Source organism: Mycobacterium riyadhense (assembly GCF_963853645.1).
Lineage (GTDB): Bacteria > Actinomycetota > Actinomycetes > Mycobacteriales > Mycobacteriaceae > Mycobacterium > Mycobacterium riyadhense.
In genome coordinates, this window is the sequence record NZ_OY970456.1 from 1,823,822 (window position 1) to 1,850,424 (window position 26,603).

Genomic DNA, 26,603 nt, shown 5'->3' on the forward strand with positions numbered 1-26,603 from the left:
TAAAGCTAGCCGCGGGTGACCTTGCCGGCCTTGATGCAGGACGTGCAGACGTTGAGGCGCTTCTTGTTGCCGCCCGGACGTGCCGCGGCGTGCACGGTCTGGACGTTAGGGTCCCACCGGCGGCTGGTGCGGCGGTGGGAGTGCGACACCGACTTGCCGAAGCCGGGGCCTTTCCCGCAGATATCGCACACAGCGGCCATTGTTCAAGCTCCTCAAGTCTCTTGCCGGACGACAGCCCAGGATAGCTGCTGTCGCAGGCGAGCACCAAAACGATGCACCGGCGGCGCTCATGGCCTGTGCTGTCACCGCGTCTGGCTAGGCTCAATGCGCCGGCTAGAGCCGGCTAGAGCCCGGCTAGGGGAGGTGCGGTCAGGTTGGGCACGGCGGATCGACTGCTGGACGCCTCGGCGCTGCGGGACTGGGCGCACGCGAGCGTCAGCGACCTGATTACCCACATTGACGAGATCAACCGCCTGAACGTGTTCCCGGTTGCCGATTCCGACACCGGCGCAAACATGCTGTTCACCATGCGTTCCGCGGTGGCCGAGGCCGATGCCGGCGGTTTGCGGACCGGCGGGGATGTTGCCCAGGTAGCGGCCGCGCTGTCCGCCGGGGCGCTGAGTGGAGCACGCGGCAACTCCGGGGTGATCCTGTCCCAGATCCTGCGCGGCATCGCCGACGTGACCGCGTGTGCGGCCGCGGACTGCGGCGGTGTATTGACCGCGGTCGATGCTGCCGTCCTCGGCGCCGCACTGTGGCGCGGCGTCGACTTGGTCATCGCGTCGATGGGCGGCGAGGAGGTCCCCGGAACCATCGTCACTGTGCTGCGCGCCGCCGCGTGCGCGGTCGAACGCTGCGCCAACGGCGGCGAGGCCTTGGCCCGGGCGGTCACCGCCGCCGGTGACGCGGCGGTCGTCGCGCTGGAGAAAACCCCCGAGCAGCTCGATGTGCTTGCCGAGGCGGGTGCGGTCGACGCCGGCGGGCGGGGCCTGCTGGTCATGCTGGACGCGTTGCGTGCGACGATCACCGGACACGCGCCCGTCCGGTCGGTGTATGAGCCGGCGCCGCGCCCGCAGCCGGACGACGCGACAACACACGTTCCGTTGCGAAGTCGCGTGCCGCAATTCGAGGTGATGTACCTGCTGGCCGGCTGCGATGCCGGGGCGGCGGACACGCTGCGAAATCGCCTCGAGCACTTGGGCGAATCGGTGGCGATTGCGGCAGCTTTGTCCGACAGCTACTCGGTGCACGTCCACACCGACGACGCCGGTGCCGCCATCGAGGCAGGACTGGCAGCGGGACGACTCAGCCGCATCGTGGTCTCGGGGCTGAGTTCGGGCGTCTCCGGACTGCCGGCGGGCAGCTGGACGCGGGAACGCGCCGTGCTGGCCGTCGTCGACGGCGATGGTGCGGCCGATTTGTTCTCGGGGGAGGGCGCCAGCGTGCTGCGACCGAGCCCCGAGGGCGACATCAGCGCCCACCAGTTGGTGCGGGCCGTGGTAGACACCGGCGCCGCGCAAGTGATGGTGCTGCCCAACGGGTATGTGGCCGCTGAGGAGCTGGTTGCGGGCTGCACAGCGGCGACCGGCTGGGGCGTCGACGTGGTGCCCGTGCCGGCCGCGTCGATGGTGCAGGGGTTGGCCGCGCTGGCCGTGCACGACCCGGGCCGCCAGACCGTCGACGACGGCTACGCCATGGCCCGCGCCGCCGGCGCCGCTCGACACGGATCGGTACGCATCGCCGCGCAACGGGCGTTGACCTGGGCCGGCACCTGCGAGCCGGGCGATGGCCTAGGCATCGCCGGCGACGAGGTGGTGATCGTCGCCGACGATCTGCCCGCGGCGGCGATCGGTCTGCTCGATCTGCTGTTGGCGTCGGGAGGCGACTTGGTGACGGTGCTGGTAGGCGCCTGCCTGGACGAAATTGCGGCCGCCGACATTGCTGGCATCCTGGAACGGCATGTGCACGACCATCACCCCGGCACCGAGCTGGTCACCTACCGCACCGGACATCGGGGTGACGCGTTGCTGATCGGAGTTGAGTAGCCGTGGTGTCACTAGGCGATCGACTGGATAACGTCTTGGGCGCCAAGGCTGCTGTGCCCCTCGACGAGGAGTTCGGCATCCGGACCGTCGACGATCTGTTGCGGCACTATCCGCGCAGCTATACCGAGAGCGCTTCGCGCCTCGGCAGCGAGCGCCCGGAGCCCGGAGAGCACATCACCCTGATCGACACGATCACCTCAGCGGTGATGCAATCGGCGAAAAGGGACCCGTCGAAAAAGTTTCTGCGCGTCACCCTGGGCTCTGCCCGCAACAAGGTGACCGCCACGTTCTTCAACCCGAGGTTCATCAGCAAGGGGCTGACCAAGGACACGAAAGTCATGCTGTCCGGGGAAGTCAGTTACTACAAGGGCGCGATGCAGCTCACGCACCCCGCGTTCCTCATCCTCGACTCGCCGGACGGCAAACACCACGGCACGAAGTCGATGAAGGCCATCGCCGACGTGTCCCAGGCGAACAGCAGCGAGGATTTGATGTCGGCGTTCGAGCGTCGCTTCTTCCCGATCTATCCGGCCAGCGCCAAGGTGCAGAGCTGGGACATCTTTGCCTGTGTGCGTCAGGTGCTTGATGTGCTTGACCCGGTGTCTGATCCGCTACCCGACGCGCTGCGCGCCGAGCACGGCCTGATCTCCGAGGACGAGGCGCTGCGCGCCATTCACCTTGCCGAGAGCCAGTCGTTACGCGAGCGCGCCCGGGAACGCCTGACGTTCGACGAGGCCGTGGGTCTGCAGTGGGCGTTGGTAGCCCGACGGCATGGTGAACTGTCGGAATCGGGACCCCCGGCGCCCTGGCAATCCGACGGTCTTGCCGCTGAGCTACTGCGGCGGTTGCCCTTTGAGCTGACGGCGGGACAGCGCGAGGTGCTCGACGTGTTGTCCGACGGGCTCGCGGCGACCCGCCCGCTGAATCGCCTGCTGCAAGGCGAAGTGGGCTCGGGGAAGACGATCGTCGCGGTGCTGGCGATGCTGCAGATGGTGGACGCGGGTTACCAGTGCGCGCTGCTGGCGCCGACGGAAGTCCTTGCCGCGCAACATTTACGATCGATTCGCGATGTTCTGGGGCCGTTGGCCATGGGCGGCCAGCTGGGCGGGGCCGAAAACGCCACCCGGGTGGCACTGCTCACCGGCTCGATGACGGCGGGGCAGAAAAAGCAAGTTCGCGCCGAGATCGCCAGCGGTCAGGTCGGCATCGTCATCGGCACGCACGCGCTGCTGCAGGAGGCCGTTGACTTTCACAACCTGGGCATGGTGGTGGTCGACGAGCAGCACCGGTTTGGTGTCGAGCAGCGAGATCAATTGCGCGCCAAGGCTCCCGATGGCATTACCCCGCACTTGTTGGTGATGACCGCGACGCCGATACCGCGCACCGTCGCGCTCACCGTCTATGGTGACCTGGAAACCTCGACGCTGCGCGAACTTCCGCTGGGGCGCCAGCCGATCGCCACCAACGTCATCTTTGTCAAGGACAAGCCCGCCTGGCTCGACCGTGCTTGGCGGCGCATCATCGAAGAGGCGGCCGCCGGCCGCCAGGCATATGTGGTGGCGCCGCGAATCGACGAGTCCGACGACGCGGACGCTCAAGAAGGCGTCCGACCATCGGCGACCGCCGAGGGCCTGTTCGCCCGATTGCGTTCCGGCGAGCTCGCAGAGTTGCGATTGGCGCTGATGCACGGACGGCTGTCGGCCGACGACAAGGACGCGGCGATGGCGGCTTTCCGGGCCGGTGAGGTCGATGTGCTGGTGTGCACCACGGTTATCGAGGTTGGCGTTGACGTCCCCAACGCCACGGTGATGCTGGTGATGGACGCCGACAGGTTTGGAATCAGTCAGTTGCATCAGCTGCGTGGCCGCATCGGCCGCGGCGAGCATCCCAGCGTGTGTCTGCTGGCCAGTTGGGTGCCGCCGGATTCGCCGGCAGGTGAGCGGCTGCGTGCGGTCGCCGGGACCATGGACGGGTTCGCGCTCGCCGATCTCGACCTCAAGGAGCGCAAGGAGGGAGATGTACTGGGCCGCAACCAATCCGGCAAGGCAATCACGCTGCGGTTGCTGTCACTGGCCGAACACGAGGAGTACATAGTGGCCGCGCGGGACTTCTGCATCGAGGCCTACAAGAACCCCGATAACCCCGCATTGGCGCTGATGGCAGCGCGATTCACCAGCACCGACCGCATCGAGTACCTGGACAAGTCATGACCCGCCGAATGCTGCTGTGGTTGGCGGCGGCAACGGTGCTCGCGTTGGTTGTGGCCTATCAAACGCTGGGATCGTCGGCGACCAGGCATGCCGACGAGTTCGCCGCGCGTGCCGACATCCCGACCGTGCAACCCGGCACCGATGTGCTCGCGGGCATTACCGTGCTGCCCCAGCGGGCCCACCGCTACGACTACCGCAGGTCGGCTTTCGGTGACGCCTGGGACGACAACAACGATGCGCCGGGCGGGCACAACGGATGCGACACCCGCGACGACATCCTCAACCGTGATCTCGTCGACAAGACCTACGTCTCGATCAAGCGCTGTCCGGCTGCGGTGGCCACTGGCACCCTGCATGACCCGTACACGAACGCCGTGATCGCCTTCCAGCGAGGCGCCAAGATCGGCGAGTCGGTGCAGATCGACCACATCGTCCCGCTGGCCTACGCCTGGGACATGGGCGCCTATGGCTGGCCCGATCCCGAGCGGTTGCGGTTCGCCAACGATCCGGCCAACCTGCTCGCGGTGCAAGGGCAGGCCAATCAGGACAAGGGCGATTCGCCCCCGGCTCAGTGGATGCCGCCCAACAATGCCTTCGCCTGCCAGTACGCGATGCAGTTCATCGCCGTGCTGCGCGGCTACTCACTGCCGGTCGATCAGCCATCGTCCGACGTCCTGCGTCAGGCCGCGGCCACCTGCCCGACGGGCTAGCTAGCCGGCGTAGGTCAACGGGTCCTCGCCTACCCGGGTGCCGTCATTGAGTCCGTTGATGGCGTCCATGTGCTCTGCGGCCAATTCAAAATCGAACACGTCGAGGTTGCTGGCGATGCGTTCGGCTTTCGACGAGCGGAACACGACCGCATTGCCCAGTTGCAGGTTCCACCGAAGCAGGATCTGGGCGGGTGTTTTGCCGTACTCAGCGGCAGTCGATGTCACGGTTGGGTTGTCCATAAGCTTTCCGAGAACCAGCGGAGTGTAGGACTGCGTGACGACGTTGTGTTGGGCATTTGCTTTTCGCAACTCGGCCTGGTTGAGCAATGGGTGCAACTCGATCTGGTTGACCGCCGGTGTGACGAATGTGAGGTCGATGGTCGTCGAAATATGGTCCTCGGTGAAATTGGAGACGCCGATCGTCCGGGCATGTCCATTGCCGCGGGATTGGATCATGCCGCCCCACGCGTCCACATACTTGCCCACCGGCGGGGCCGGCCAGTGAATCAGGTAGAGATCGACATAGTCGAGGCCGAGTCGCTCCAGGCTGGCGGTGCAGGCGTCCTGGGCACTGTTGAAACCGTGGTCAGCGGTGGCCAGCTTGGTGGTGACGAACAATTCCGCGCGTGGAATGCCGGATGCCGCAATCGCGCGGCCCACGGCGGCTTCGTTGCCGTAGACCGCGGCCGTGTCAATGAGCCGACAGCCGATTTCCAGGGCCGCCGACACCGCACGTTCGGCCTCGTCGACCGACAATCCCGCTACGCCCATGCCAAGTACCGGCATGGTGTTCTCGTCATTAAGGGTTATCGAGGGTACGGCGGCGGCGCCCGACACGCCAGTCACGTCATCTCACCTGCCTGTGAAATTGAAGGTTCTCGGATTAGGACCAAGTCGTATTCCATCATCGCGCGAGGAGATCGACGCCATTTCGTTCGCGATGAGTGCGAAGTCGAACACGTCGAAGTTGCTCGCGATCCGTTCCGGGTTAGCCGACTTGGGGACCACGATATTACCGAGTTGGATATGCCACCTAATCAAACCCCTGGGCGGGTGTCCAGCCCCAACCGTCAGCGACGGCGGTAGCCGTCGGATGAGCCAAGAGCGATCGCCGGCTGCAGTGGTCAGGATTCGTCAACTTGGTCACCACGTACAGTTGGTCGCGGGGGCACGTCAGCGGGGATCGAACTGCCGTCGCTCAGCGTCACAGAGGGGTTTCTAGGGAGCAGCCTATGACCAAGAGTTTGCCAGGCTCACCGGACCTCCACCTCGGTGCAACGCACGCACCGATTCGGTGGACGAGTCGCATGCAGAACATCGTCACAAGCGTTGGCATCAAAGTCATTCCATGGATTCCAGAACGGGCGAAGCGGCTTTTGACGGGCGGTCGTTCGGTGGTCATCGATGGCAACACTCTGGATCCGACGCTGCACTTGATGCTGTCGGCTCAGCGGACGTTCGGCATCGACGGCCTGGTCGTCGACGACGACGCGGCTACCTCCCGATCGTTGATGCTGCAGAGCATGCTGGATATGCCCGGTCCGCAGATTCACGTCGAAGTGAACGACATGGTGCTGCCGGGGCCGGACGGTGAGCTTCGAGCTCGGCACTACCGGCCGGTCAGTGATGTTGCCGCGCCGTTGCTGGTCTTCTACCACGGTGGCGGCTTTGCGCTCGGCGATCTGGACACCCATGACGCACTGTGCAGGTTGACTAGCCGCGACGCCGGGGTACACGTGCTGTCGGTCGATTACCGCCTGGCCCCCGAACATCGCGCCCCAGCCGCCGTCGAGGATGCTTACGCGGCCTTCCAGTGGGCGTACGAGCATGCTGGTGGGCTCGGCGCGATCCCCGGACGGGTCGCCGTCGGCGGCGACAGCGCGGGCGGCAACCTGGCGGCCGTCGTGGCGCAACTGGCCCGCGATAGCGGCGGTCCCGCCCCCGTGCTGCAGTGGTTGATCTACCCGCGAACCGACTTCACCGCACAAACCCGATCCCTGAGCCTGTTCGCCCGCGGCTTCTTGCTGACCAGACGGGACATAAATTGGTTCGAATCGCAATACCTGAGGGGTTCCGGCATCGCGCGAACCGATCCCCGGGTCTCCCCGGCGCTGGCCGACTCGTTGTCTGGGCTGGCGCCGGCACTCATCGCGGTCGCGGGGTTCGACCCGTTGCGCGATGAGGGCGTGGAGTACGCGATGGCGCTGCGAGCTGCCGGGACGGCGGTGGACCTGCGTCGCATGGGTTCGTTGACGCACGGCTTCGCCAATCTGTTTCAGCTCGGGGGCGGCTGCGCCACCGGGACCAACGAGCTGATTTCGGCGCTGCGCGCGCACCTGAGCCGATGCAGCTAACGCCGCCGGTACGCTAGAGGCGCCGTCGCCCGACAAGCTCACACGTGAGGACTAGCGAACCTGTGGCCGATAAAAAGAAGCCCCCGCGGATCGACCTGAAATCGCCCGAAGGCAAGTTCGGCCGCCTGCTTCAAATCGGCGGAACCGCGGTCATCGTGCTCTTTGCCGTCGCCCTGGTCTTCTACATCGTGACGTCGCACCACAAGAAGACGGACAGCGCCACCGGGCCGGGCCATGCGGTACGGGTGACGTCGAGCAAACTGGTCACCCAACCCGGGACGAGCAACCCCAAAGTCGTGATCGCCTTTTACGAGGACTTCCTGTGCCCAGCCTGCGGCAATTTCGAACGCGGCTTCGGGCCGACCGTGTCCAAGCTGATCGACATCGGCGCTATCGCCGCCGATTACACCATGGTCGCCATCCTCAGCAGCCCGCGGAACCAGAACTACTCGTCGCGAGCGGCGGCCGCGGCCTACTGCGTAGCCGATGAATCCCTCGAGGCGTTCCGCCGGTTCCACAGCGCGTTGTTCGACCCGAACATCCAACCCTCCGAAGTCGGTAAGACCTTCCCCGACAACGCGAAGCTGATTGAAATCGCCCGCGAATCCGGCGTCGTGGGCAAGGTGCCGGACTGCATCAACAGCGGGAAGTACATCGAGATGGTCGACGGGTTGGCGGCGGCTGCAAATGTGCGCGCAACCCCGACTATCAAGCTGAATGGCAACGACTACGAGTGGTCTACGCCGGCAGCGTTGGTTGCCAAGGTCAAAGATGTCGTGGGCAATGTGCCAGGCATTGACGCCATCGTGGCCGGCGAGCCATCCTGACGATTGTGGTGTCAGCCGAACCTGCCGAGCGATCCGGCGACCTGGAAGCGGCCGCGGTAGGTGACATCGAGGTACCCGCGCCCAGCGCATGGTGGGTGCTGGTCGGCGGTGTGATCGGACTGCTCGGCTCCCTGGCGCTGACGGTGGAAAAGGTCAGGATTCTGCTCGACCCGCACTACGTGCCGCCGTGCAACATCAACCCGGTTGTGTCGTGCGGTTCGGTGATGATGACGCCGCAGGCGTCGCTGCTGGGATTTCCCAATCCGCTGGTCGGCATTGCGGGTTTCGCCGTCGTGGTGGTAACGGGTGTGTTGGCTGTGACGAAAGTTTCTCTACCCCAATGGTATTGGACCGGGTTAACGTTCGGGCTCCTGGCAGGCGCGGGGTTTGTGCATTGGCTGATTTTCCAGAGCCTGTACCGTATCGGGGCTTTATGTCCGTACTGCATGGTGGTCTGGGCGGTCACGATCACCCTGCTGACCGTGGCGGCCTCCATCGCGTTTCGGCCGGTGCTGCAGCGCCGGGAGAGCACCGTATTGCGGTTGACCTTCCAATGGCGATGGTCGATCGTCACGCTTTGGTTCACCGCGGTGCTCCTGATGATCATGGTCCGGTTCTGGAACTATTGGTCGACACTCGTTTGAGAGGGGCCAGCGGTGATTTCCAAAGTCTTGGTGGCCAACCGCGGAGAGATCGCGATCCGGGCGTTCCGCGCCGCCTACGAACTTGGTGTGGGCACCGTAGCGGTGTATCCGTACGAGGACCGCAATTCGCTGCATCGAACCAAGGCCGACGAGTCTTACCAAATCGGCGAAATCGGGCACCCGGTGCGCGCATACCTGTCCATCGACGAGATCGTCGAGACGGCTTGTCGTGCCGGCGCTGATGCTATCTACCCCGGTTACGGCTTCTTGTCGGAGAACCCCGACTTGGCCGCGGCGTGTGCGGCCGCGGGAATCACCTTCGTCGGCCCCAGTGCCGAAGTGCTTGAGCTGACCGGGAATAAGGCCCGTGCGATCGCCGCCGCCCGCGAGGCTGGCCTGCCCGTGCTGACGTCCTCGGCGCCATCGGCTTCGGTCGAGGACCTGGTCATGGCGGCCGACGGCATGCGCTTTCCGTTGTTCGTCAAGGCGGTTGCCGGCGGCGGTGGCCGCGGTATGCGCCGGGTCAACGATGTGGCCGCGCTGCCCGAAGCGATCGAAGCCGCCAGCCGGGAAGCGGAGTCGTCGTTCGGCGACCCGATGGTCTACCTCGAACAGGCGGTGCGCAACCCGCGTCACATCGAGGTGCAGATCCTCGCGGACGCTAGCGGCAATGTCATCCACCTCTACGAGCGCGACTGCAGCGTGCAGCGTCGCCATCAGAAGGTCATCGAACTTGCGCCGGCGCCGAACCTGTCAGTCGAGCTGCGCGACAAGATCTGCGCGGACGCGGTAGCGTTCGCCCGCCATATCGGATATAGCAGCGCAGGCACCGTTGAGTTTTTGTTGGATGCCAGCGGCGACTACGTCTTCATTGAGATGAATCCGCGGATACAGGTAGAGCACACCGTGACGGAGGAGATCACCGACGTCGACCTGGTCTCCAGCCAGCTGCGGATCGCTGCCGGGGAGTCGCTCGACTACCTGGGGTTAGCGCAAGAAGCCGTCCGGCCACATGGTGCCGCGCTGCAGTGCAGGATCACCACTGAGGATCCGGCCAACGGTTTTCGGCCGGACACCGGCCGGATCAGTGCGTTACGCACGCCAGGCGGGGCCGGCATCCGCTTGGACGGCAGCACCAACCTGGGCGCAGAGATTGGCGCGCACTTCGATTCCATGCTGGTCAAGCTGACCTGCCGGGGCCGTGACTTTGCGACCGCGGTGAGTCGCGCCCGCCGGGCGATGGCGGAGTTCCGCATTCGCGGGGTATCGACGAATATTCCCTTCCTGCAAGCGGTTCTGGATGACCCCGACTTCCAGGCCGGCCATATCAACACGTCGTTCATCGACGAGCGGCCGCAGCTGCTGACCTCGCGATCCTCCGCCGACCGCGGCACCAAGATCCTCAACTACCTGGCCGATGTCACAGTCAACAAGCCGCACGGCACCCGCCCGTCAAAGGTGTACCCGCACGACAAGTTGCCCGATATCGACCTGAAAGCGCTACCGCCCGCCGGATCAAGGCAGCGGTTGGTCGAGTTGGGGCCGGAGGGTTTCGCGAACTGGCTGCGCGGATCGCCGGCACTGTGCGTGACGGACACGACGTTTCGCGATGCGCACCAGTCGCTGCTCGCGACTCGGGTGCGCACCAGCGGATTGAGTTATGTGGCACCCTATCTCGCCCGGATGATGCCGCAGCTGCTGTCGGTGGAGTGCTGGGGTGGTGCGACATACGATGTGGCGCTGCGTTTCCTCAAAGAAGATCCCTGGGAGCGCCTGGCGACATTGCGCGAAGCGATGCCCAACATCTGCCTGCAAATGCTGCTGCGGGGCCGTAACACGGTCGGGTACACGCCATACCCGGCATTGGTTACGTCGGCGTTCGTCGCGGAGGCGACGGCGACCGGTATCGACATCTTCCGGATATTCGATGCGCTCAACAACCTGGATTCGATGCGCCCGGCCATCGACGCGGTGCGCGAAACGGGTTCTGCGGTAGCCGAAGTCGCGATGTGCTACACGGGGGATTTGTGCGACCCGGGTGAGCGGTTGTACACGCTGGACTACTACCTGAAGTTGGCCGAGCGGATTGTCGACGCCGGCGCACACGTGCTCGCGATCAAGGACATGGCGGGACTGTTGCGCGCGCCCGCAGCACACCGGTTGGTCGGCGCGCTGCGTAGCCACTTCGATCTGCCCGTGCACGTGCACACCCACGACACACCGGGCGGCCAGCTGGCCAGCTATATGGCCGCCTGGCACGCCGGAGCCGACGCCGTCGACGGTGCCGCCGCGCCGCTGGCGGGAACCACCAGCCAGCCCGCGCTCAGCTCGATCGTGGCCGCGGCCGCGAACACCGAGTACGACACCGGCCTGTCGCTTGCGGCGGTATGCGCGCTGGAGCCCTACTGGGAGGCGCTGCGAAAAGTGTACGCGCCCTTTGAATCCGGCCTTCCCGGGCCTACGGGTCGGGTCTATCGCCATGAGATTCCGGGTGGGCAATTGTCGAATCTGCGTCAGCAGGCGATTGCGCTGGGGCTGGGGGATCGCTTCGAAGACGTAGAGGAGGCGTATGCCGACGCCGACCGGGTACTGGGCCGGCTGATCAAGGTCACCCCGTCGTCGAAGGTGGTCGGCGATCTGGCCCTGGCGCTCGTCGGTGCCGGGATCAGCGCCGACGAATTCGCCGCCGAGCCAGCACGATTCGATATCCCGGAATCGGTGCTGGGGTTCCTGCGGGGTGAGCTCGGTGACCCGGCCGGCGGATGGCCGGAACCGCTGCGCACTGCGGCACTGGCCGGTCGCGGCCCGGCGCGGTCTGTGCAGCAGCTGACCGCGGAGGACGAGGCCGCCCTAGCGCTGACCGGTCCCAAGCGTCAGGCCACCTTGAATCGGCTGCTATTCCCTAGCCCGACAAAGGAATTCGAGGAGCATCGAGAAATCTACGGCGACACATCGCAATTATCGGCCAACCAGTTCTTCTACGGCCTGAGGCAAGGCGAAGAGCACCGGGTGAAGCTGGAGCGCGGCGTGGAGCTGCTGATCGGGCTGGAGGCCATCTCCGAACCCGATGAACGAGGCATGCGAACCGTGATGTGCATCATCAATGGCCAGCTGCGGCCGGTGCTGGTGCGCGATCGCAGCATTGCCCGCGCGGTACCGGCGGCGGAGAAAGCCGACCGCGGCGATCCCGGACACATCGCGGCACCGTTCGCCGGGGTTGTCACCGTGGCCGTGTCCGTCGGCGACCAGGTGAGCGCCGGGCAGACCATCGCCACCATCGAGGCAATGAAGATGGAAGCCCCGATCACCGCTCCCAGCGACGGCACCGTGGAGCGGGTGGCGGTGTCGAGCACCGCTCAGGTGGAGGGCGGAGACCTGCTGGTGGTGGTGAGCTGACGCGCCGGCGACGATGCAGAGCACAAAGCGATGTGGGGGTACCTCCCGCTTGCGGGGGAGAGGAGTGGCGCACTTGACCCGTATCGTCGGCGGCGTCGTCGGGGGTCGTCGCATCGCCGTGCCGCCGCGGGGGACCAGGCCGACCACTGATCGGGTACGCGAGGCGCTGTTCAACATCGTGACCGCGCACCTGGATCTGACGGGCCTGGCGGTGCTGGACCTGTATGCGGGTTCGGGCGCACTCGGGCTGGAGGCGCTGTCGCGCGGAGCGGATTCGGTGCTCTTTGTGGAGTCCGACCGGCGCACCGCGGGCGTCATCGCACGCAATATCGACACGCTGGGTCTGCCCGGTGCGACCGTTCGCCGCGGCGCGGTGGCAGCCGTGCTGGCTGCTGGAACGTCGTCGCCGGTGGATTTGGTGCTGGCCGATCCGCCCTACGACATTGGCGCCGACGAGATCGAGGCGGTTGTGGCGTCGCTGAGTGCTCACGGTTGGGTGCGGGAGGGAACCGTCGCTGTCCTGGAGCGCGCTGCCGCCCGCACCACGTTGAACTGGCCGCCCGGCTGGTCGGTGTGGCCCGAGCGTGTTTACGGCGACACCCGTCTAGAGCTAGCGGAATTCGGCTAGCCAGCCCTGCTAGCGTCATCGGTCATGGGCGTCGCTCCTCCGCATCGCTTCGTCCCGCGCAAGCGGGAGGTGCCCCCACCCACTTGTGGGGGCATGCGCCCACTGCATCGTCGCCGGTGCGCGTCATGACCGGCGCGGTATGCCCAGGCTCCTTCGACCCGGTGACGTTGGGCCACATCGACGTTTTCGAGCGTGCCGCGGCGCAGTTCGACGAGGTGGTGGTCGCCATCCTGGTCAACCCCGCCAAGAAGGGCATGTTCGACCTCGACGAGCGGATCGCGATGATCAACGAGTCGACGACACATTTGCCCAACTTGCGAGTGGAGGCTGGACAAGGTTTGGTGGTTGACTTCGTGCGGTCCCGCGGGATGAGCGCCATCGTGAAAGGACTGCGGACGGGCACCGACTTCGAGTACGAGCTGCAGATGGCGCAGATGAACAAACACGTCGCCGGTGTCGACACCTTTTTCGTCGCGACCGCACCGCGGTATTCGTTCGTGTCGTCATCGTTGGCCAAAGAGGTCGCGATGCTGGGCGGCGACGTGTCGGAGCTGCTGCCCGAACCGGTGAATCGGCGGTTGCGCGAGCGGATACACAACGAAAGGACCTAGCCCCAGGGGCTAGGTCCTTTCGGTCCGCGACGACTAGCTGGGGTCAAAGCAGGTGTAGAACGTCTGCGTTGCGTAGTCGTAGCAGGTGTAGGTGCCGTACTCGGGTTGGTGGCTGGGGGCCGCGTTGGCGGTGCCGATGGACGTTCCGAAGGCCGCCAGGCCGATTGCGGAGGCCAGCAGTGACATTCCGGCGAGGGCACGGATACGGGTGCTGAACATGGGGACCTCTCTTTCGCGTCGTTGCGCTTGTGTGGGGCGGCGGTTGCCGTGACCAAAGATTGCGGGCTGACGCTTGGCGAAACCTTCTGAAATTCTTGGGTTCGGTTCAGAAGACGACCGTCTGCTTATCGTGCACAATGACGCGGTCCTCGCAGTGCCAGAGCACGGCACGCGACAGCACCGCGCGTTCCACGTCGGCGCCAACACGCACCAGGTCATCAACCGTATGAGTGTGGTTGACGCGCACGACATCTTGTTCGATGATCGGCCCCTCGTCCAGCATTTCGGTGACGTAGTGGGCGGTCGCACCGACCAGTTTGACGCCGCGTTCCCGCGCGCGCTTATACGGCGATGCGCCAATGAAGGCCGGTAGGAACGAATGATGAATGTTGATCAGGGGGCACCCGATTGCATCGAGGAACTCCGGTGTGAGTATCTGCATGTAGCGGGCCAGTATCACCAAATCCACATTGCCGCTAAGCAATTGAAGCTGACGCTGTTCGGCTTCGGCGCGGGTGTCACGGGTGGCGGGGATGTGGATGAATGGCACGCCGAAGGGGCGCACCCGCTCGGCCAGGTCGGGGTGGTTGGCGATCACCATGACGATGGACATTTGGAGTTCGCCACGACGATTGCGCCAGAGCAGATCCAACAGACAGTGGTCCTCTTTGGATGCCATGATGGCGACCCGTTTGGGCTTGGCGGCCTCGGTAAACCGGTAGTCGATGCCGAATTTGTCGGCGACGGCAGTGGCGAACTCGCGTTCCAGCGGCTCGATGGCAGCTGTCAGTCCGGGCAAGTGGAAGATCGCGCGCTGCAGGAAAGTGCCGTCCTCCGGCGCGGTGGAGTGTTGGTCCAAGGAGATGATGTTGGCCCCGGTTTGGGTCAGGAAGGTGCTCACCGCGGCGATGATTCCCGGTCGGTCGTGGCAACGAAGCAGCAGCCGGCCGATATCGGCCGGGGGCGGGGGGCCGGCAGGTCGCTGCGGATATTTGTCAGGCTCGGTCGCCGATGGCACCCACGGCCCCCTTTGGCGGTTGGTCAAGTTTCCGCAGGCCACGATACCGCCGCCGGCGGCTGTGGCAGCAGCTACGGCTCGTCGTCGTCTTCTTCCACCAAGTGCTTTTCCGGGTGGTGGAAGGAATTCGTTCGCGGTTGGCCGTGGTCGAGGTGGGGCGGCGGTATCCATTCGGTGTCGCCGGTGGTGTTTTTGCGGGTGGTCCAGCCCTTTTCGGCCAGCGGGTGATGCCCGCCGCAGGCGAAAGTGAGGTCGTTGACGTCGGTGGTGCCACAGGTCGCGTAGGGGGTGCAGTGATGGACCTCGCAGTAATACCCCGACACGTCGCAGCCCGGTGCGCTGCAGCCGCGTTCCTTGGCGTACAACACGATTCGCTGCCCCGGCGAGGCCAGGCGCTTGGTGTGATACAAGGCGACCGCTGTGCCCTGGTCGAAGATCGCCAGAAAGTGGTTTGCGTGGCGGCCGAGGCGGATCACATCCGACATGGGCAGTATGGTGCCGCCGCCGGTCAGGCCCCGGCCGGCGGCTTTTTCCAGCTCTTGCAGCGTGGTGGTCACAATGATCGACACCGGCAACCCGTTGTGCTGACCCAGCTCCCCTGAGGCCAGCAGCCCGCGCAGCCCGGCCAGCAGGCCGTCATGCTGACGTTGGGCCTGGCTGCGGATGTCGCGGCGCACCGCCTCCTCCGGGGCTTCCCCGTCGACCACAGGGTTTTCGTCGGTCGGGTTGCACATGCCCGGGGTGGCCAGCTTGGCCAACACCGCTTCCAGGGTGGCCCGCAGCTCCGGGGTGAGCAGCCCGCTAAGACGTGACATGCCATCGAATCCCTGGTTGCCGATGCTGATCCCGCGCCGGCGGGCCCGCTCGTCGTCGGTGTAGGTGCCATCGGGGTTAAGGCAATCCATGAGCACCTGGGCGTATGTGGCCACCTGGTCGGGCCGGTACTGGGTGGCTTTACTGGCCAGGTCGGCTTCGGCGGCCTCGCGGGTGAACAGGTCCACCGCGGCGGGCAGCCGCTTAAAGAACCCGCGGATCTGGTGCACATGCTCCCCGCCGAGCAGCCCATCCCGCTGCGCTTTAGCGGTGGCGCTTAGCCGCGCCGGCAACGGCTCGCCGGTCAACGCCCGACGCTGCCCCAGATCCTGCGCTTCGGCCACCCGCCGGCCGGCCTCGGCGCGGGTGATGCGCAGCCGCTCGGCCAACGCCGCAGGCAACCTTCCCCCCAGCTCTTGCTCGCTGGATTGTTCGGCGAGCTGGTTGATCAGCGCGTGCCCGGGCACCGGCAACCGCCGCGCCGCCCGCTCCAAGCGCTCCAGAAACGCTAACCGCTCCGGGGTGGTCAACACCTCAAACGTCAACCCGCACAACCGGTCCAGCTCGGCATCGAGCGCATCGAAGACCCCCACGATGTCCTCACGCGTGCTCGAACCCATGCCCGCATACTATGAGCACCCACCGACAACAATCGGTCCAATGAAACCACTGAAACTAAAGTAGCCCAAGTGATTTGATGGCCGGCGCCGTTAGTGGCAGTGGTGGCTGTGACCGTCGTGGTCATGCTGCCCGTCGGGCGGCGAACCGCCCATCATGCGCAGCATCGGAATTCCCCCGGAGGTGACGAAGCGGACGACCAGCACCGCCGCTAGAGCAAGAAAAGCAATGTTGAGCCAGGTAGTGTAGTTCCAAGAAACGCCCGCCGTCATGACCGTGGCGTTGCGCTGGCTCGGAATGAGATGCGCTGCACCGAAAAGAAGTTCGATGAGGTAACCGGCGGCGACCATAGCGGCGTAGAAGGTGCCGAGCAGCGTCAGCATCATCCTGGTGCCGTAGTACTTGCGGTAGATATTCAAGATCGGCAGGATCAGCAGGTCGGCGAAGATGAACGCGATGACCCCGCCGAAGCTAATGCCGCCGTTCCACAGCACAGCGGCAAGGGGCACATTGCCGATAGAGCAGACGAAAGAAACGATGGCCACGACCGGACCAACAATCGGTCCCCATAGCGCCGACAACGCCGGGTGATTGGCCAAAAAGAAGTTCTTCCAGAATGTTTCGGGCACCCAAGCCGCGATTGCACCGGCGATAAGCAGCCCAAGAACCAGATCACGCAAGATCGCCAACCACTCCATCACGAACACATGCGAGACCGAGGTCAAGCCCTCCGCGGAAACCAGCCGCCGCCAGAATGAGCCTTCTCCCTTGATGGACATGTCCATGGCGGCGTGGCCTTCCATGGACCCCGCGATTCCCCGCTCGGCCTGTTCCCGAGCCGCGTCGATGAGCCGGGTGCGCACGAACAACCGGAACAAGACCGCCAACACAATGATCATCAGGGGGCCGCCGACAAACTCCGCGGCGGTGAACTGCCAGCCCATCAGCAGAGCCAGGATGATGCCCAACTCCACCACAAGGTTGGTGGAACCGATCTCGAACGCCATCGCGGCGGTGAAATTGGCGCCTTTGCGGAATAGTGATCGGGCCAAGGCCACCGCGGCATACGAGCACGACGACGATGCCGCTCCCAGTCCGGTCGCGACCGCCAGGGTGCGTGGCTTGTCGTCGCCCATCAAGCTCACGATCGTCGACCGGCGCACCACGGCCTGGACTACCGCCGATAGGGCGAAGCCGAGGATCAGCGCCCACAGGATTTCCCACGTCATGGATCCGGCCAGCGCCAACGCGTGCCCGAGCGCTCCCAGCACTTTGTCTGTCACGCGGTTCTCCCTTCGGTCGACGCCCACCATATACCCCACGGGGGTATATGCACAAGCCTTAGGCGCCCGGGAGTCCGGAGTTGCCGGCCGTGCCTATCTCGCCTGAGTTGCCGCCAGATCCTGCGAGCCCGTTGACGTGGCCGGTACCACCAGCGCCGCTCCCGCCGGGCATACCGCCGTCTCCGCCGGCGCCGCCCACTCCGCCGGCCCCCCCGATCCCGGCGCTGCCGGTGCGGCCCAGCAGCCCATGGGCGCCGCCGGCACCGCCGTTTCCGCCGTTACCTCCATTGCCGCCTGCACCGCCCTTGCCGCCGTCGCCGCCGTCGCCACCGTCGCCGCCGTCGCTGCCGGAGACGCCCGAGATACCGGCGCCGCCTTTTCCGCCCATTCCGCCCATACCGCCGGCGGCTCCCGCGCCGCCGGCTCCGCCGCTGCCACCGGCGCCGCCCGCGCCGCCGTCGCCGATCAGCAGGCCGCCACGACCCCCGGCCCCACCGGCGCCGCCGGCTAGGCCGCCATCACCGGCCGCACCGACCCCGCCGACACCACCGGTGCCTCCATCGCCAGCGCTGGCACTTCCGGTGCTGTTGCCGCCGACGCCCCCGATGCCGCCGGCTGCTCCGGTGCCGCCAACGCCACCCGTTCCGCCGCCGCCTCCGCCTCCGACTCCGCCCTTGCTTACTTCGCCGACTCCGCCGAAGCCGCCACCCGTTCCACCTCCATTGCCGCCTTGGATGATGCCGTGGAACTTGCCGATGCCGCCGAAGCCGCCGTCGACACCGCCACCGGTCTGGCCTGGCATGTCGCCGGTGTTGCCGTTGCCGCCCTTCCCGCCGACCCCGCCGCCGCCGCCACCGCCGCCGCCGGGGGTGTCGCTGCCACCGCTGCCGCCCGCGCCGCCCGTCCCACCGGGCGCGCCGGCTCCGCCAGCACCGCCGACCCCGCCGCCTCCTCCGCCGCCGCCGTTACCGTCGCCGCCTGCGCCGCCCGCCCCGCCGGGCGCTCCGTTACCGCCCGCGCCGCCGGCGCCACCGCCACCGCCACCACCGATGCCCATAGCTCCTGCTGCACCGGCGCCCCCGGTCTGCCCGGCAACGCCGTCCGAACCTGCCCCGCCTCCGGTTCCAGTGAAGGGGCTCCCTGCGGTACCGGCCTTGGCATCGGGCTGGGTCACGTGCTGCGTCGGATTGACCCCCGCTGCGCCTGCCAACCCGTCGCCGCCGGCCCCACCTGCCCCGCCGTTGCCGAACAACCCGGCATTGCCGCCGGACCCACCCATCGCGCCGGCCCCGCCGTTACCACCCGCGCCGCCGCTGCCGTACAGCCAACCGCCGTTGCCGCCTGCGCCGCCGGCAGCGCCGACCCCGCCGGCCCCACCGCGTCCTCCGGCGCCGATCAACCCCGCACTGCCGCCTGCGGTGCCGCCCACCCCGGCGGTGGTGCTGCTGTAGCCGGCGCCCCCGTTGCCGTACAACAATCCGCCGTCGCCACCGTTCTGGCCGGGTGCGGTCGCGTCGGCGCCGTTGCCGATCAGCGGGCGTCCCAGCAGCATCTGGGTGGGCGCGTTGATCGCATCGAGCACGCATTGCAAAGGGTTGGTGCTGGCGGCCTCAGCGCTGACGTACCACCCGGCGCTGGCCGTGAGCGTCTGGACAAACCGGTCGTGAAACGACGCCGCTTGGGCGCCCAGCGCCTGGTAGCCCTGGGCGTAGCAGCCGAACAGCGCGGCGATGGCCACCGACACTTCGTCTTCGGCCGCGGCCAGCACCGTGGTTGTTGGGGCTGCGGCCGCCGCGTTGGCCGCGCCGATCGTTGATCCGATCCCGGCTAGTTGTCCGGCCGTGGCCGAGAGCAGCTGTGGCGCAGTGATCACAAATGACATCGGGAACCTCACACAAGGTGATCCATACCGCGCGGGCAGCGCCCACTCATCGTAGGAGGATCTGTTTCGCGCCCTTGCGAAACCGCTCATATCGGGCGTCTAAGCTTGGCGATTCACCCAAAGTTGAGACGAGGTTTAACGGCAATGGCAACACGCGTCACTTCCATTGCGGTCATCGGAATGGCCTGTCTGATGCTTTTGCTATCCGGTTGCTCGACTGCCCCGCCTAGTTCGGAGGCGCCGAGCTCGGCCACCTCGACGGTTGACTCTCCGCTGATGGCCGATATCCGGCAGGCGGTGGACGCGACCAAGGCCTTGACCAGCGCGCACCTGGCGGTCCGAACGACGGGGCAAATCGACAGCATGCTCGGTATCACCAGCGCCGACGTCGATGTTCGGGCCAACCCGCTCACAGCGAAGGGAGTCTGCACCTACCACGACGAGGCGGGCGTCCCGTTCCGGGTCAAGGACGACACCATCTCGGTGAAGCTGTTCGACGACTGGACCAATCTCGGTTCGGTCTCCGATCTGTCGGCCTCACGCCTGCTTGACCCCATCAATGGGGTGGCGAAGATGCTGTCGGGTGTCACCAACTTGCAATCGCAAGGTCCGGAGGTGATCGACGGAGTTCCCACCACCCGCATCACCGGGACCCTCCCGCCCGACACCGTCAAAATCCTGGTTCCGGACGCTCGAAATTCGGCGCCCGCGACGGTGTGGATCGCCTCTGACGGTTCGCACCGACTCGTCCGGGCCAGCGTGGACCTTGGGTCCGGGAAGTCAGTCCAGGTCACGCTTTCCAAATGGAACGAGCCGGTGAACGTCGACTAGTTGTTAAGCCGCCCGGTGCTGGGTCGTGCCATCTGGATTTCCAAAGCATTTGCGGCAGAGCGGATCTCGGCTAGCCGAGTGGGATCCGACAGCAGCGCCGTCATCGCGAACTCGACAATCTCGTCCGGGCTGACCGCAAATTCAGGCAGGGCCAGGGCGTCGAACAACGCCTGCACCAGCCTGGCCGCCGACAATGGACTCATTGCGCGCACATCGCTTTCGGCCTGCCCCGTCTCGATCAGGCCGACGAGCGCGCGCTCTATCTCAGCGACCAGCTCTCGTTCCGTGACGAAGGCGTCCTGCTGCAGGTCAGGCGTGATAAGGATGGAAACCAGTACATAGGGCGAAGCCTGGAGATGATTCAGCGATTCCTGCAGCCAGCGGTGCAGCTTGACGACCGCGGGAACGGACATCGCGATGATGTTGGCGTACAGTTCGAGCGGCCACTCCACGGCGAGCCGGACCAGGGCCGCGAGGATGTCGCGTTTGGCCGAGAAGTGTTTATAGATGGCCGGCTGCTCCACCCCCACCGCTGCGGCGATGTCGCGCGTCGAGGTGGAGGCGTAGCCCCGCACGGCGATGAGCTCGGCGGCGGCCCCCAGGATGCGAAGTGCTGTTGGGCTCCACCGCCCGGCCTCCATCGGCATGCCGGCAAGGTTAGCCACTACCTGTCTGGTCGCCGCCTAGTGCCTGTGCCAGGTTGCGGTAGAACGCGAGCATGCCGGGTTGTTCTTTCGGGCTGAGGTGCCCGCGTTCGGCGAACCGGGAGCCCGCGCCAACCTGCACGCCCTCCAGGCCAAGCCGGTCCTCGTCATTGATCATCGCCGTCACGAACTGCGCCGTCTGGGCTGTGGCTGCCGAGTCGGCAGCCAGCTCGGGGGTGGTGAGCACTCCGCCGAGCACCTGCACCCGGTCGATGCTCAGCGGAATGAAGCCGAACCACACGACCCGCTCGCCCGCGGCGGCCAGCGCGCTGTTGGGAAACGTCCATAGCACTGACAGGTTGCTCTTTTGAACCTCGTTGAGCTGCAACGATTTCACGTCCAGCGGAAAGGTGAAGGGAACCCTGAGGCGCAGCGCCCACGGCGAATACTGCCGAACGTCCACGTCGCCTCCGCCCGGCACGAACGGCTCCAGGGTTTGCCGATGCAAGCCGAGCACGTGGTAGTTCTCGTGACCATTCTCCGACGCCAGCTTCCAGTTTGCCCGCCACTCATGCGACCACGACTCAACCTGCACCATCTCAGCGAGCCGATAGCTGGCGAACTCGTCGTTAGCGAGATCAAGATGCGCACCGATTGGTTCGGCGTCGGCATCGAGGTTCACCCACACCAGCCCGTTCCAGGTGGCCACCGCGAACTGCGGAAGCCGGCAATCCCGAGGGTTGAAGTCTTTGTTGGCAGCCATGTGGGGTGCCCCGCGCAAGCGGCCGTCGAGGCCGTATCGCCACATGTGGTATTGGCAAGTCAACGTGTCGGTGCGTCCAGCACCGGTTTCGACCAGGGGCATCATCCGGTGCCGGCAGATCGGCGAGATGGCACGCAGTTCACCATCGCCGCCCCGCACCACCATGACCCGCTCTCCGGCGATGGAAACTGCAACATAGTCGCCGGTTTCGGCGAGTTGATCGACATGCGCGACCAGCATCCAGGACCGGTTGAAGATCCGCTCCCGTTCAAGCTGCCACAGCTCCGGGGAAGTGTAGGCACTCGGCGGCAGGCTCAGTGCCGGTGGATTGTCGTCGAGGTAACACCCGATGTCTGTGAGAATGCGTCCGAGCTCGGCTCGGTTATCAGTTGATAACATGAGGACTATGTTATCGGCTGATAACCACCTGTCAAGGGCGAGCACTACACCGGCACTATGAGCCTTAGGCCGAAGTTAAGGTTGTTGAACTAGGTGAATTCCCTGGTTGACCTGGGGATTGGCTGGTTTGGGTGGGTGGTGGTTCTGGCTACGCGGCGATGGTGAGGGGGATCGGAGCGTCAATGAGGTCGAAGGCGCGGCGCTGGGTGGGGGTGGGCTCGGTGAGTTTGTCGATTTCGATGTTGGTCTGGTGGTAGCGGATCCGGTCGCGGGTGAGGGTGGCCAGGTGATTGAGCAGGTCGCGGAAGCTTCGTACCGGGTTGCCAGCCGCGTCGTGTTTGGTGGAGGCTTTGGCGTGTGCAGCTGGGGAGCGCTGCGCGGGGGCGACGGGGTTGTCCCGATGCGGCGGTGTTTCGTCGGTGAATGTCAGTGGCGCCCAGGCCTTGCGCAGGTGCCAGATGAGGTAGCAGGCCAGCATGCAGATCAGCACGTGGGCTTTGACGCGGTCCTCGAGGCGGTGGTGGATGGGGCGTAGGTCGAGGTCGTCGGTCTTGATGATGCGAAAGTCGCGTTCGATGTTGGCGAGGTTTTTGTAACCCTCCACCACGGCGGCGGGGTCGAGGACCTTGGTGTTGACGCTGGTGCGCAGCACGTAGATGCCGTCGAGGGCGGCTTGGGCGTCGATGGCGGCCTGGTCGCGGTGGTAGGTGAACTCGGTGTCGGTGATCGTGAGGTGGAAGAGCTGGCCCACCTTGAATTTTCCGCTGACCTTGCCGACTGCGATGCCGATCTTGTCGGCGCCGGACAGGGTGGCTTTGGTGACGCGTTGGGCGATGTGGGCCAGTTCCTTCTCGGTGGCAGCCAGCAGGTCGTGGCGTTTGCGGGCACGTTCGGCGGCCAGGGCGGGGTTGCGGCAGGCGATCAGCCGTTCACCGGGGTAGTCGGGGTGGGTGATCTCGGCGAGGTCCTGGGTATCGAACAGGCTCATCTGCAGCGGCCCGTCGTCGCGGGCGAGTTTGGCGATCGCGGGTGCGCGTAGCGCGGTGATCCAATCGAAGGCGGTTGGGGTGTCGGGGTTGTCGTTGAGTTCGCGCAGCGCGTCGATGCGGGCGGTGGTGATCATGCCGCGATCGCCGACCAGCACCAGCCGCTGGATGGCGAGCTTGTCCTTGATCACCTGCACGATCTGGGTGAACGCGGTCGGGTCGGCGGTGGCACCGGAAAACACGCGCACCGCGACCGGGCGGCCCTCAGGGTCGGTGAGCACCCCGTATTCGATCTGCTCGCAGCCCTTCTTGCCGTCGCGGGAGTAGCCGCGCGCGGCCAGCTCGCAGCATCGGCCGGTCACCCACGAGGAAGTCAGGTCGAACAACGCCATCCGGCCCGGGTTCACCGACTCGTTTAAATGCTTTGCCGCCAGCTTCTTTTCGATCCTATCCTGTCGGTCGGCCAGCCAGTCCATCCCGGCGTAGATCTCGTCGGTGGAGGCCTCGGCCACCCCCAAATCGACGCCGAGGGTGGTGTTGGGCCACCACGACAGGGTGGACAGCTTCGACTTGGGCCGCACCACCCGCGAGATGATCAACGCGAGCACGATATCGCGGGCTCGGCACGGCGGGCCCAGCACTGCGGCCAGCTCGAGCTTGCGCGCCATCGCGGCCACCGCCGCCACGTCCCCGTGTGGCAGCGACCGGGACTTGCTGAACTCGGAGCCGGCCGGCACCAGCGTGTGGCCCTTCAGCGTCGCCTCGATCGCATCGACGGCCTGCGGCGGCAGCATCGACAGGTTGGCCACGGTCTCGTTGCGCACCTTGGCCCCGTCTCGGTAGGTGCGGCGCAACAGTACAGACTCATAGACGCGCTCGTGGCCTTGCTTATCCACGTGAGTCTTCTTAACTCTGACTACGTGAGCTTTGCCGGTATTGCGTGGCACACCAAGAATCATAGCTGGATTCCGCTGCATTGATAGAAACGACACGCATCTATTCGTGACTACATATGAGCACACAACAACGCCCATATTGTCAGTTCAGACCACCAATACTCAGTCAAAACCATCGCAACTTCGGCTTAGGCAGACGATTCAGTTCAAGAAAGGAGCGTGGGGGGGAGTTCGATCCCCGAACACCGCTGCCGGGATGCACCTGCGCACCACGGTCAGCGTCCCTAACCCGAGAACGATGACGCTGCCGATTTGACCGAGGGCGCTGAAGGAACCGCTCGACACAAGCACCAGCCCGCCGCCGAATACGGCGCCGAGCGCCATGAGCGGCGCTAGGGCACTCCGAACCGACACCGCTGCGGCCAGAAGATACGGAATGCCGCACGCCGCGAGGATGGCGAATGACACCGGAGCCACCGAGGGGTGCAGGGCGTGGCCCAGCAGATGCTGCCACACCGCAACCGAGATCCCTAGCGCGGCAAGGTAAGAGGCCAACACCCCGAGACCGGTCGCAAAGCCGATGACGGCGCCGCGCCACATGGCGACCAGGGCCAGCACCGCGAGCAGCGTGATGGCCAGCAGCGCCGCATCGTGGGTGACGGCGCTGCGGACGGTCGCGGCCAAGTGCGCGGCCCCGTTCAGGGTGATCTGGCTGTCGACGAGGCTTCCGTACTTGGTCGCGTTGGCTGCGACGGTTTCGAGCTGCTGCGCACGCGCCGCGGCATTCAGGTCCGGTTTGTCCCCGGCGGAATAGACGAACAGCCGGGTCGCCGCGCCGTCCGACGAGAACATCGTCGCGCGCACGTTCTGGTACGACGGATCCGCCAGCGCCTTTCTGGAGAGGTAGAACCCGCCCTCGCCGGTGTCGGCGAAATCGTTGCTGAGGTTCTTCAGGAACGTCGACAACTGTACGACTTGCGGGATGGTCTGCTCGACGGTCCGTTCCAGGGTGGGCACGAAGCTGCGCAGCTGCTCTAGCGCCGACTGCATTTGCGCCACCGCGTGCGGCGTGGCGGTCAAGGCGCCCGCGGTCCTGGCCGATATCGCGGCAATGCGGTCTGCCCCATCGGAGAGCACCGCCACGTCGGCGACCACCCTGTCCAGGGGATCGACGATCTTGCGCGCTGCCGAACACAGCACGTCCGCCGGACAGTCCGCGATGCCGCCCGCCCAGTCACGCACCGGGTCCAGGTATCCCGACACCTGCACGGTGGTGTCCTTGATGTTGTGCGTGCCGGCGACCACGCGGTTGATGACTTGCTGCATTTCGGTCAGCCCGGACAGGCCGGCGGTCATGCTGGTTTCCAGCTCCTTGACCGCGGCGTTCACCTGATCGACCGCGGAAGCCAGTGACTTGATCGCATTCACCTGAGGCACAAACGTCACTGCCTGGCGATCCAGCTGATCGCCCAGCCGTCCCGCGGCCGAGGTCAGCGAGGCCTCGGTCCACGGCACGCCGGCCGGCCACGCAGCCGATTCCACCTTGCGGACGCCGGGAATTTCCATCAGCCGACGGCTCACCGCGTCGATGGCGATGAGGCCCGCCGGGTCGCGAAGGTCATGGTCGGACTTGATTACCAGCACATCGGGCAGCGATCTCCCCGGAACGAACTGGCCGCCGCCTGCCTTGGCCGAGCCGTCGAGGGAATTCCACCGCATCCCGATAACGGGCAGCGCGCAGATGACTAATACCACGCCGACAGCGACTGCCGGGTTAAGGAAGCCGGGCATGGATCGCGACGGTGTCATGGCGCGGCCGTCGCCTTGCGGGGCCGACGGCCCGGCGAACCCGATCAGCGCGGGCAATAGCGTCAACGAAGCCACAAGTGCCACAACAACTCCCACCGCGGCGAAGCCCACGCTGTGCAGCGCCGGGGTTCGGGCAAGCAGTAGTGGTCCGGTGAGCACGGCGACGCACCCCCCGGGCAGGGCTAACGCCGGCAGGGCGTCGCGGTATGCGCGCTTGGCCGTTCGGTCAGGTTCGCGGCGCGCAACCAGCATGGTGGATGCGGTGACGGTGCCGAGCGTCAGGACGGCTGCCAGGCTCACCGAGAACACCGTGTTTCCGCGCAACACCGCGGTCAGCGGCCACGCCACCGTCAGCGCCAGCCCGGCGGTCAGCAGCATGACGCCCACCGAAGACTTGGACAGCCGTGCCCGCAGCATGAGCAGGATGGCGAGCAACGTCGCGGCGGTCACGATCGCCGCGCCCTGCCACGCGGTCATACGCAGGGGCATGTCGCTGGTGGTAGCCGGGGCGGTGATGCGGGCGCGAAGCCCCGCACTCGGCGGGAGCTTGCTTATCGCCAACCGGGCGGCCTCGAGCGACTGCCGCGCTTGGGCGCTGCCCGCCTCGCCCTTCAGCCACACCATCGCGATGCCGGACCGGCCGTCGGGGCCAGTTCCCAGCGGGGCGGTGAGCGGATCTGACCACCAGTCGAGGACCGATCCCACGTGGGCGCTGTCGGCGCGCAAGGCGCTGACGACGGTGTCGTAGTAGCGCTTGTCCGCCGACCCGAGCGTGTCCCGGCCGTCAACTATCAGGTAGGCGATGGCGTTGGTGCCGGTGCCCGGGAAAGCCTGCTCTATCCGGCTGGCGGCGGCGGCCGTCTTGGCGTCTTGCGGCAGCAGCGTCGAGCCGGCATCGCCGGCTTTGGTATGCGTGAGCGAGAGAATCACATTCGCAATCACCGCCACCGCAATCCAGGCGGCGACGACGACGAGTTTGGCGAGCCGTGATCGGGGTTCGGCCTCGTCAGTACCCAC

The 26,603-nt window shown here is 66.0% G+C and carries 21 protein-coding genes and 1 pseudogene; 10 read left to right on the plus strand and 12 right to left on the minus strand.

What is annotated here, in order from left to right; genetic code table 11:
• Nucleotides 1-5: 5 nt before the first annotated feature.
• Entirely contained in the window at nt 6-200 is a 195-nt protein-coding gene (gene rpmB / locus AADZ78_RS08310; RefSeq protein ID WP_085253589.1) for a 50S ribosomal protein L28, read from the minus strand.
• A 174-nt stretch (nt 201-374) separates the two neighbouring features.
• Between rpmB and AADZ78_RS08315 the strand changes: the two genes are divergently transcribed.
• Genes AADZ78_RS08315 through AADZ78_RS08325 form a run of 3 tightly spaced genes read left to right on the plus strand, consistent with a single transcriptional unit; the run spans nt 375 to nt 4,965 of the window.
• Nucleotides 375-2,045 (plus strand): DAK2 domain-containing protein, encoded by a 1,671-nt coding sequence (locus AADZ78_RS08315; RefSeq protein WP_085253590.1) that lies wholly within the window; start codon nt 375-377, stop codon nt 2,043-2,045.
• Between the two features lie 2 nt (nt 2,046-2,047).
• Nucleotides 2,048-4,255, plus strand: coding sequence for an ATP-dependent DNA helicase RecG (gene recG / locus AADZ78_RS08320; protein WP_085253591.1), 2,208 nt, complete (start codon nt 2,048-2,050; stop codon nt 4,253-4,255).
• Nucleotides 4,252-4,965: an HNH endonuclease family protein gene (locus AADZ78_RS08325; protein ID WP_085253592.1), complete on the plus strand. Its 714-nt coding sequence runs from the start codon at nt 4,252-4,254 to the stop codon at nt 4,963-4,965. The genes recG and AADZ78_RS08325 overlap by 4 nt, the downstream gene beginning before the upstream one ends.
• On the opposite strand, the gene AADZ78_RS08330 is transcribed toward AADZ78_RS08325, so the two are convergent.
• Together AADZ78_RS08330 and AADZ78_RS08335 are read right to left on the minus strand one after the other, a co-directional pair.
• A complete protein-coding gene (locus AADZ78_RS08330; RefSeq protein ID WP_139829117.1) occupies nt 4,966-5,811 on the minus strand; it encodes an aldo/keto reductase in 846 nt (281 codons plus the stop codon). It abuts the gene before it with no gap.
• Nucleotides 5,812-5,817: 6 nt separating this feature from the next.
• Nucleotides 5,818-6,076 (minus strand): annotated as a pseudogene (locus tag AADZ78_RS08335) (aldo/keto reductase); the annotation flags it as partial.
• Between the two features lie 121 nt (nt 6,077-6,197).
• Between AADZ78_RS08335 and AADZ78_RS08340 the strand changes: the two are divergent.
• The 6 genes from AADZ78_RS08340 (at nt 6,198) to coaD (ending at nt 13,425) form a co-directional block, all read left to right on the plus strand.
• Nucleotides 6,198-7,319: an alpha/beta hydrolase gene (locus AADZ78_RS08340; RefSeq protein WP_085253593.1), complete on the plus strand. Its 1,122-nt coding sequence runs from the start codon at nt 6,198-6,200 to the stop codon at nt 7,317-7,319.
• A gap of 62 nt (nt 7,320-7,381) precedes the next feature.
• On the plus strand, nt 7,382-8,146 hold the full coding sequence (locus tag AADZ78_RS08345; RefSeq protein WP_085253594.1) for a DsbA family protein: 765 nt from the start codon (nt 7,382-7,384) through the stop codon (nt 8,144-8,146).
• Nucleotides 8,147-8,151: 5 nt separating this feature from the next.
• Nucleotides 8,152-8,790 carry a vitamin K epoxide reductase family protein gene (locus tag AADZ78_RS08350; RefSeq protein WP_085253595.1) on the plus strand — a complete coding sequence of 213 codons (639 nt, stop codon included), beginning with the start codon at nt 8,152-8,154 and terminating at the stop codon, nt 8,788-8,790.
• 12 nt (nt 8,791-8,802) lie between these two features.
• Nucleotides 8,803-12,186 (plus strand): pyruvate carboxylase, encoded by a 3,384-nt coding sequence (locus AADZ78_RS08355; RefSeq protein WP_085253596.1) that lies wholly within the window; start codon nt 8,803-8,805, stop codon nt 12,184-12,186.
• Between the two features lie 73 nt (nt 12,187-12,259).
• Nucleotides 12,260-12,814, plus strand: a complete 555-nt coding sequence (rsmD, locus tag AADZ78_RS08360) for a 16S rRNA (guanine(966)-N(2))-methyltransferase RsmD (protein WP_085253606.1) — start codon at nt 12,260-12,262, stop codon at nt 12,812-12,814.
• Nucleotides 12,815-12,939: 125 nt separating this feature from the next.
• Nucleotides 12,940-13,425 (plus strand): pantetheine-phosphate adenylyltransferase, encoded by a 486-nt coding sequence (gene coaD / locus AADZ78_RS08365; RefSeq protein WP_085253597.1) that lies wholly within the window; start codon nt 12,940-12,942, stop codon nt 13,423-13,425.
• Between the two features lie 33 nt (nt 13,426-13,458).
• Here coaD and AADZ78_RS08370 read toward each other — a convergent pair whose 3' ends face one another.
• From AADZ78_RS08370 to AADZ78_RS08390, 5 genes are all read right to left on the minus strand, one after another.
• A complete protein-coding gene (locus tag AADZ78_RS08370) occupies nt 13,459-13,644 on the minus strand; it encodes a hypothetical protein (RefSeq protein WP_085253598.1) in 186 nt (61 codons plus the stop codon).
• Between the two features lie 106 nt (nt 13,645-13,750).
• Nucleotides 13,751-14,662, minus strand: coding sequence for a formyltetrahydrofolate deformylase (gene purU / locus AADZ78_RS08375; RefSeq protein ID WP_085253599.1), 912 nt, complete (start codon nt 14,660-14,662; stop codon nt 13,751-13,753).
• Nucleotides 14,663-14,733: 71 nt separating this feature from the next.
• A complete protein-coding gene (locus AADZ78_RS08380) occupies nt 14,734-16,095 on the minus strand; it encodes an HNH endonuclease signature motif containing protein (RefSeq protein WP_204903433.1) in 1,362 nt (453 codons plus the stop codon).
• A 90-nt stretch (nt 16,096-16,185) separates the two neighbouring features.
• Nucleotides 16,186-17,406 carry a permease gene (locus AADZ78_RS08385; RefSeq protein ID WP_085252367.1) on the minus strand — a complete coding sequence of 407 codons (1,221 nt, stop codon included), beginning with the start codon at nt 17,404-17,406 and terminating at the stop codon, nt 16,186-16,188.
• Between the two features lie 28 nt (nt 17,407-17,434).
• Nucleotides 17,435-19,258, minus strand: coding sequence for a PE family protein (locus AADZ78_RS08390; RefSeq protein ID WP_204800809.1), 1,824 nt, complete (start codon nt 19,256-19,258; stop codon nt 17,435-17,437).
• A gap of 144 nt (nt 19,259-19,402) precedes the next feature.
• On the opposite strand from AADZ78_RS08390, the gene AADZ78_RS08395 reads away from it, so the two are divergent.
• Nucleotides 19,403-20,089 carry an LppX_LprAFG lipoprotein gene (locus AADZ78_RS08395; protein WP_085252374.1) on the plus strand — a complete coding sequence of 229 codons (687 nt, stop codon included), beginning with the start codon at nt 19,403-19,405 and terminating at the stop codon, nt 20,087-20,089.
• On the opposite strand, the gene AADZ78_RS08400 is transcribed toward AADZ78_RS08395, so the two are convergent.
• The 4 genes from AADZ78_RS08400 to AADZ78_RS08415 form a co-directional block, all read right to left on the minus strand.
• A complete protein-coding gene (locus AADZ78_RS08400; RefSeq protein ID WP_085252373.1) occupies nt 20,086-20,736 on the minus strand; it encodes a TetR/AcrR family transcriptional regulator in 651 nt (216 codons plus the stop codon). The two genes, AADZ78_RS08395 and AADZ78_RS08400, sit on opposite strands and share 4 nt — an antisense overlap.
• Before the next feature lie 10 nt (nt 20,737-20,746).
• Nucleotides 20,747-21,895, minus strand: a complete 1,149-nt coding sequence (locus tag AADZ78_RS08405) for an aromatic ring-hydroxylating oxygenase subunit alpha (protein ID WP_085252372.1) — start codon at nt 21,893-21,895, stop codon at nt 20,747-20,749.
• A 148-nt stretch (nt 21,896-22,043) separates the two neighbouring features.
• Nucleotides 22,044-23,840, minus strand: coding sequence for an IS1634 family transposase (locus AADZ78_RS08410; protein ID WP_420873311.1), 1,797 nt, complete (start codon nt 23,838-23,840; stop codon nt 22,044-22,046).
• A 138-nt stretch (nt 23,841-23,978) separates the two neighbouring features.
• On the minus strand, nt 23,979-26,603 hold the full coding sequence (locus AADZ78_RS08415) for an MMPL family transporter (protein ID WP_085249916.1): 2,625 nt from the start codon (nt 26,601-26,603) through the stop codon (nt 23,979-23,981).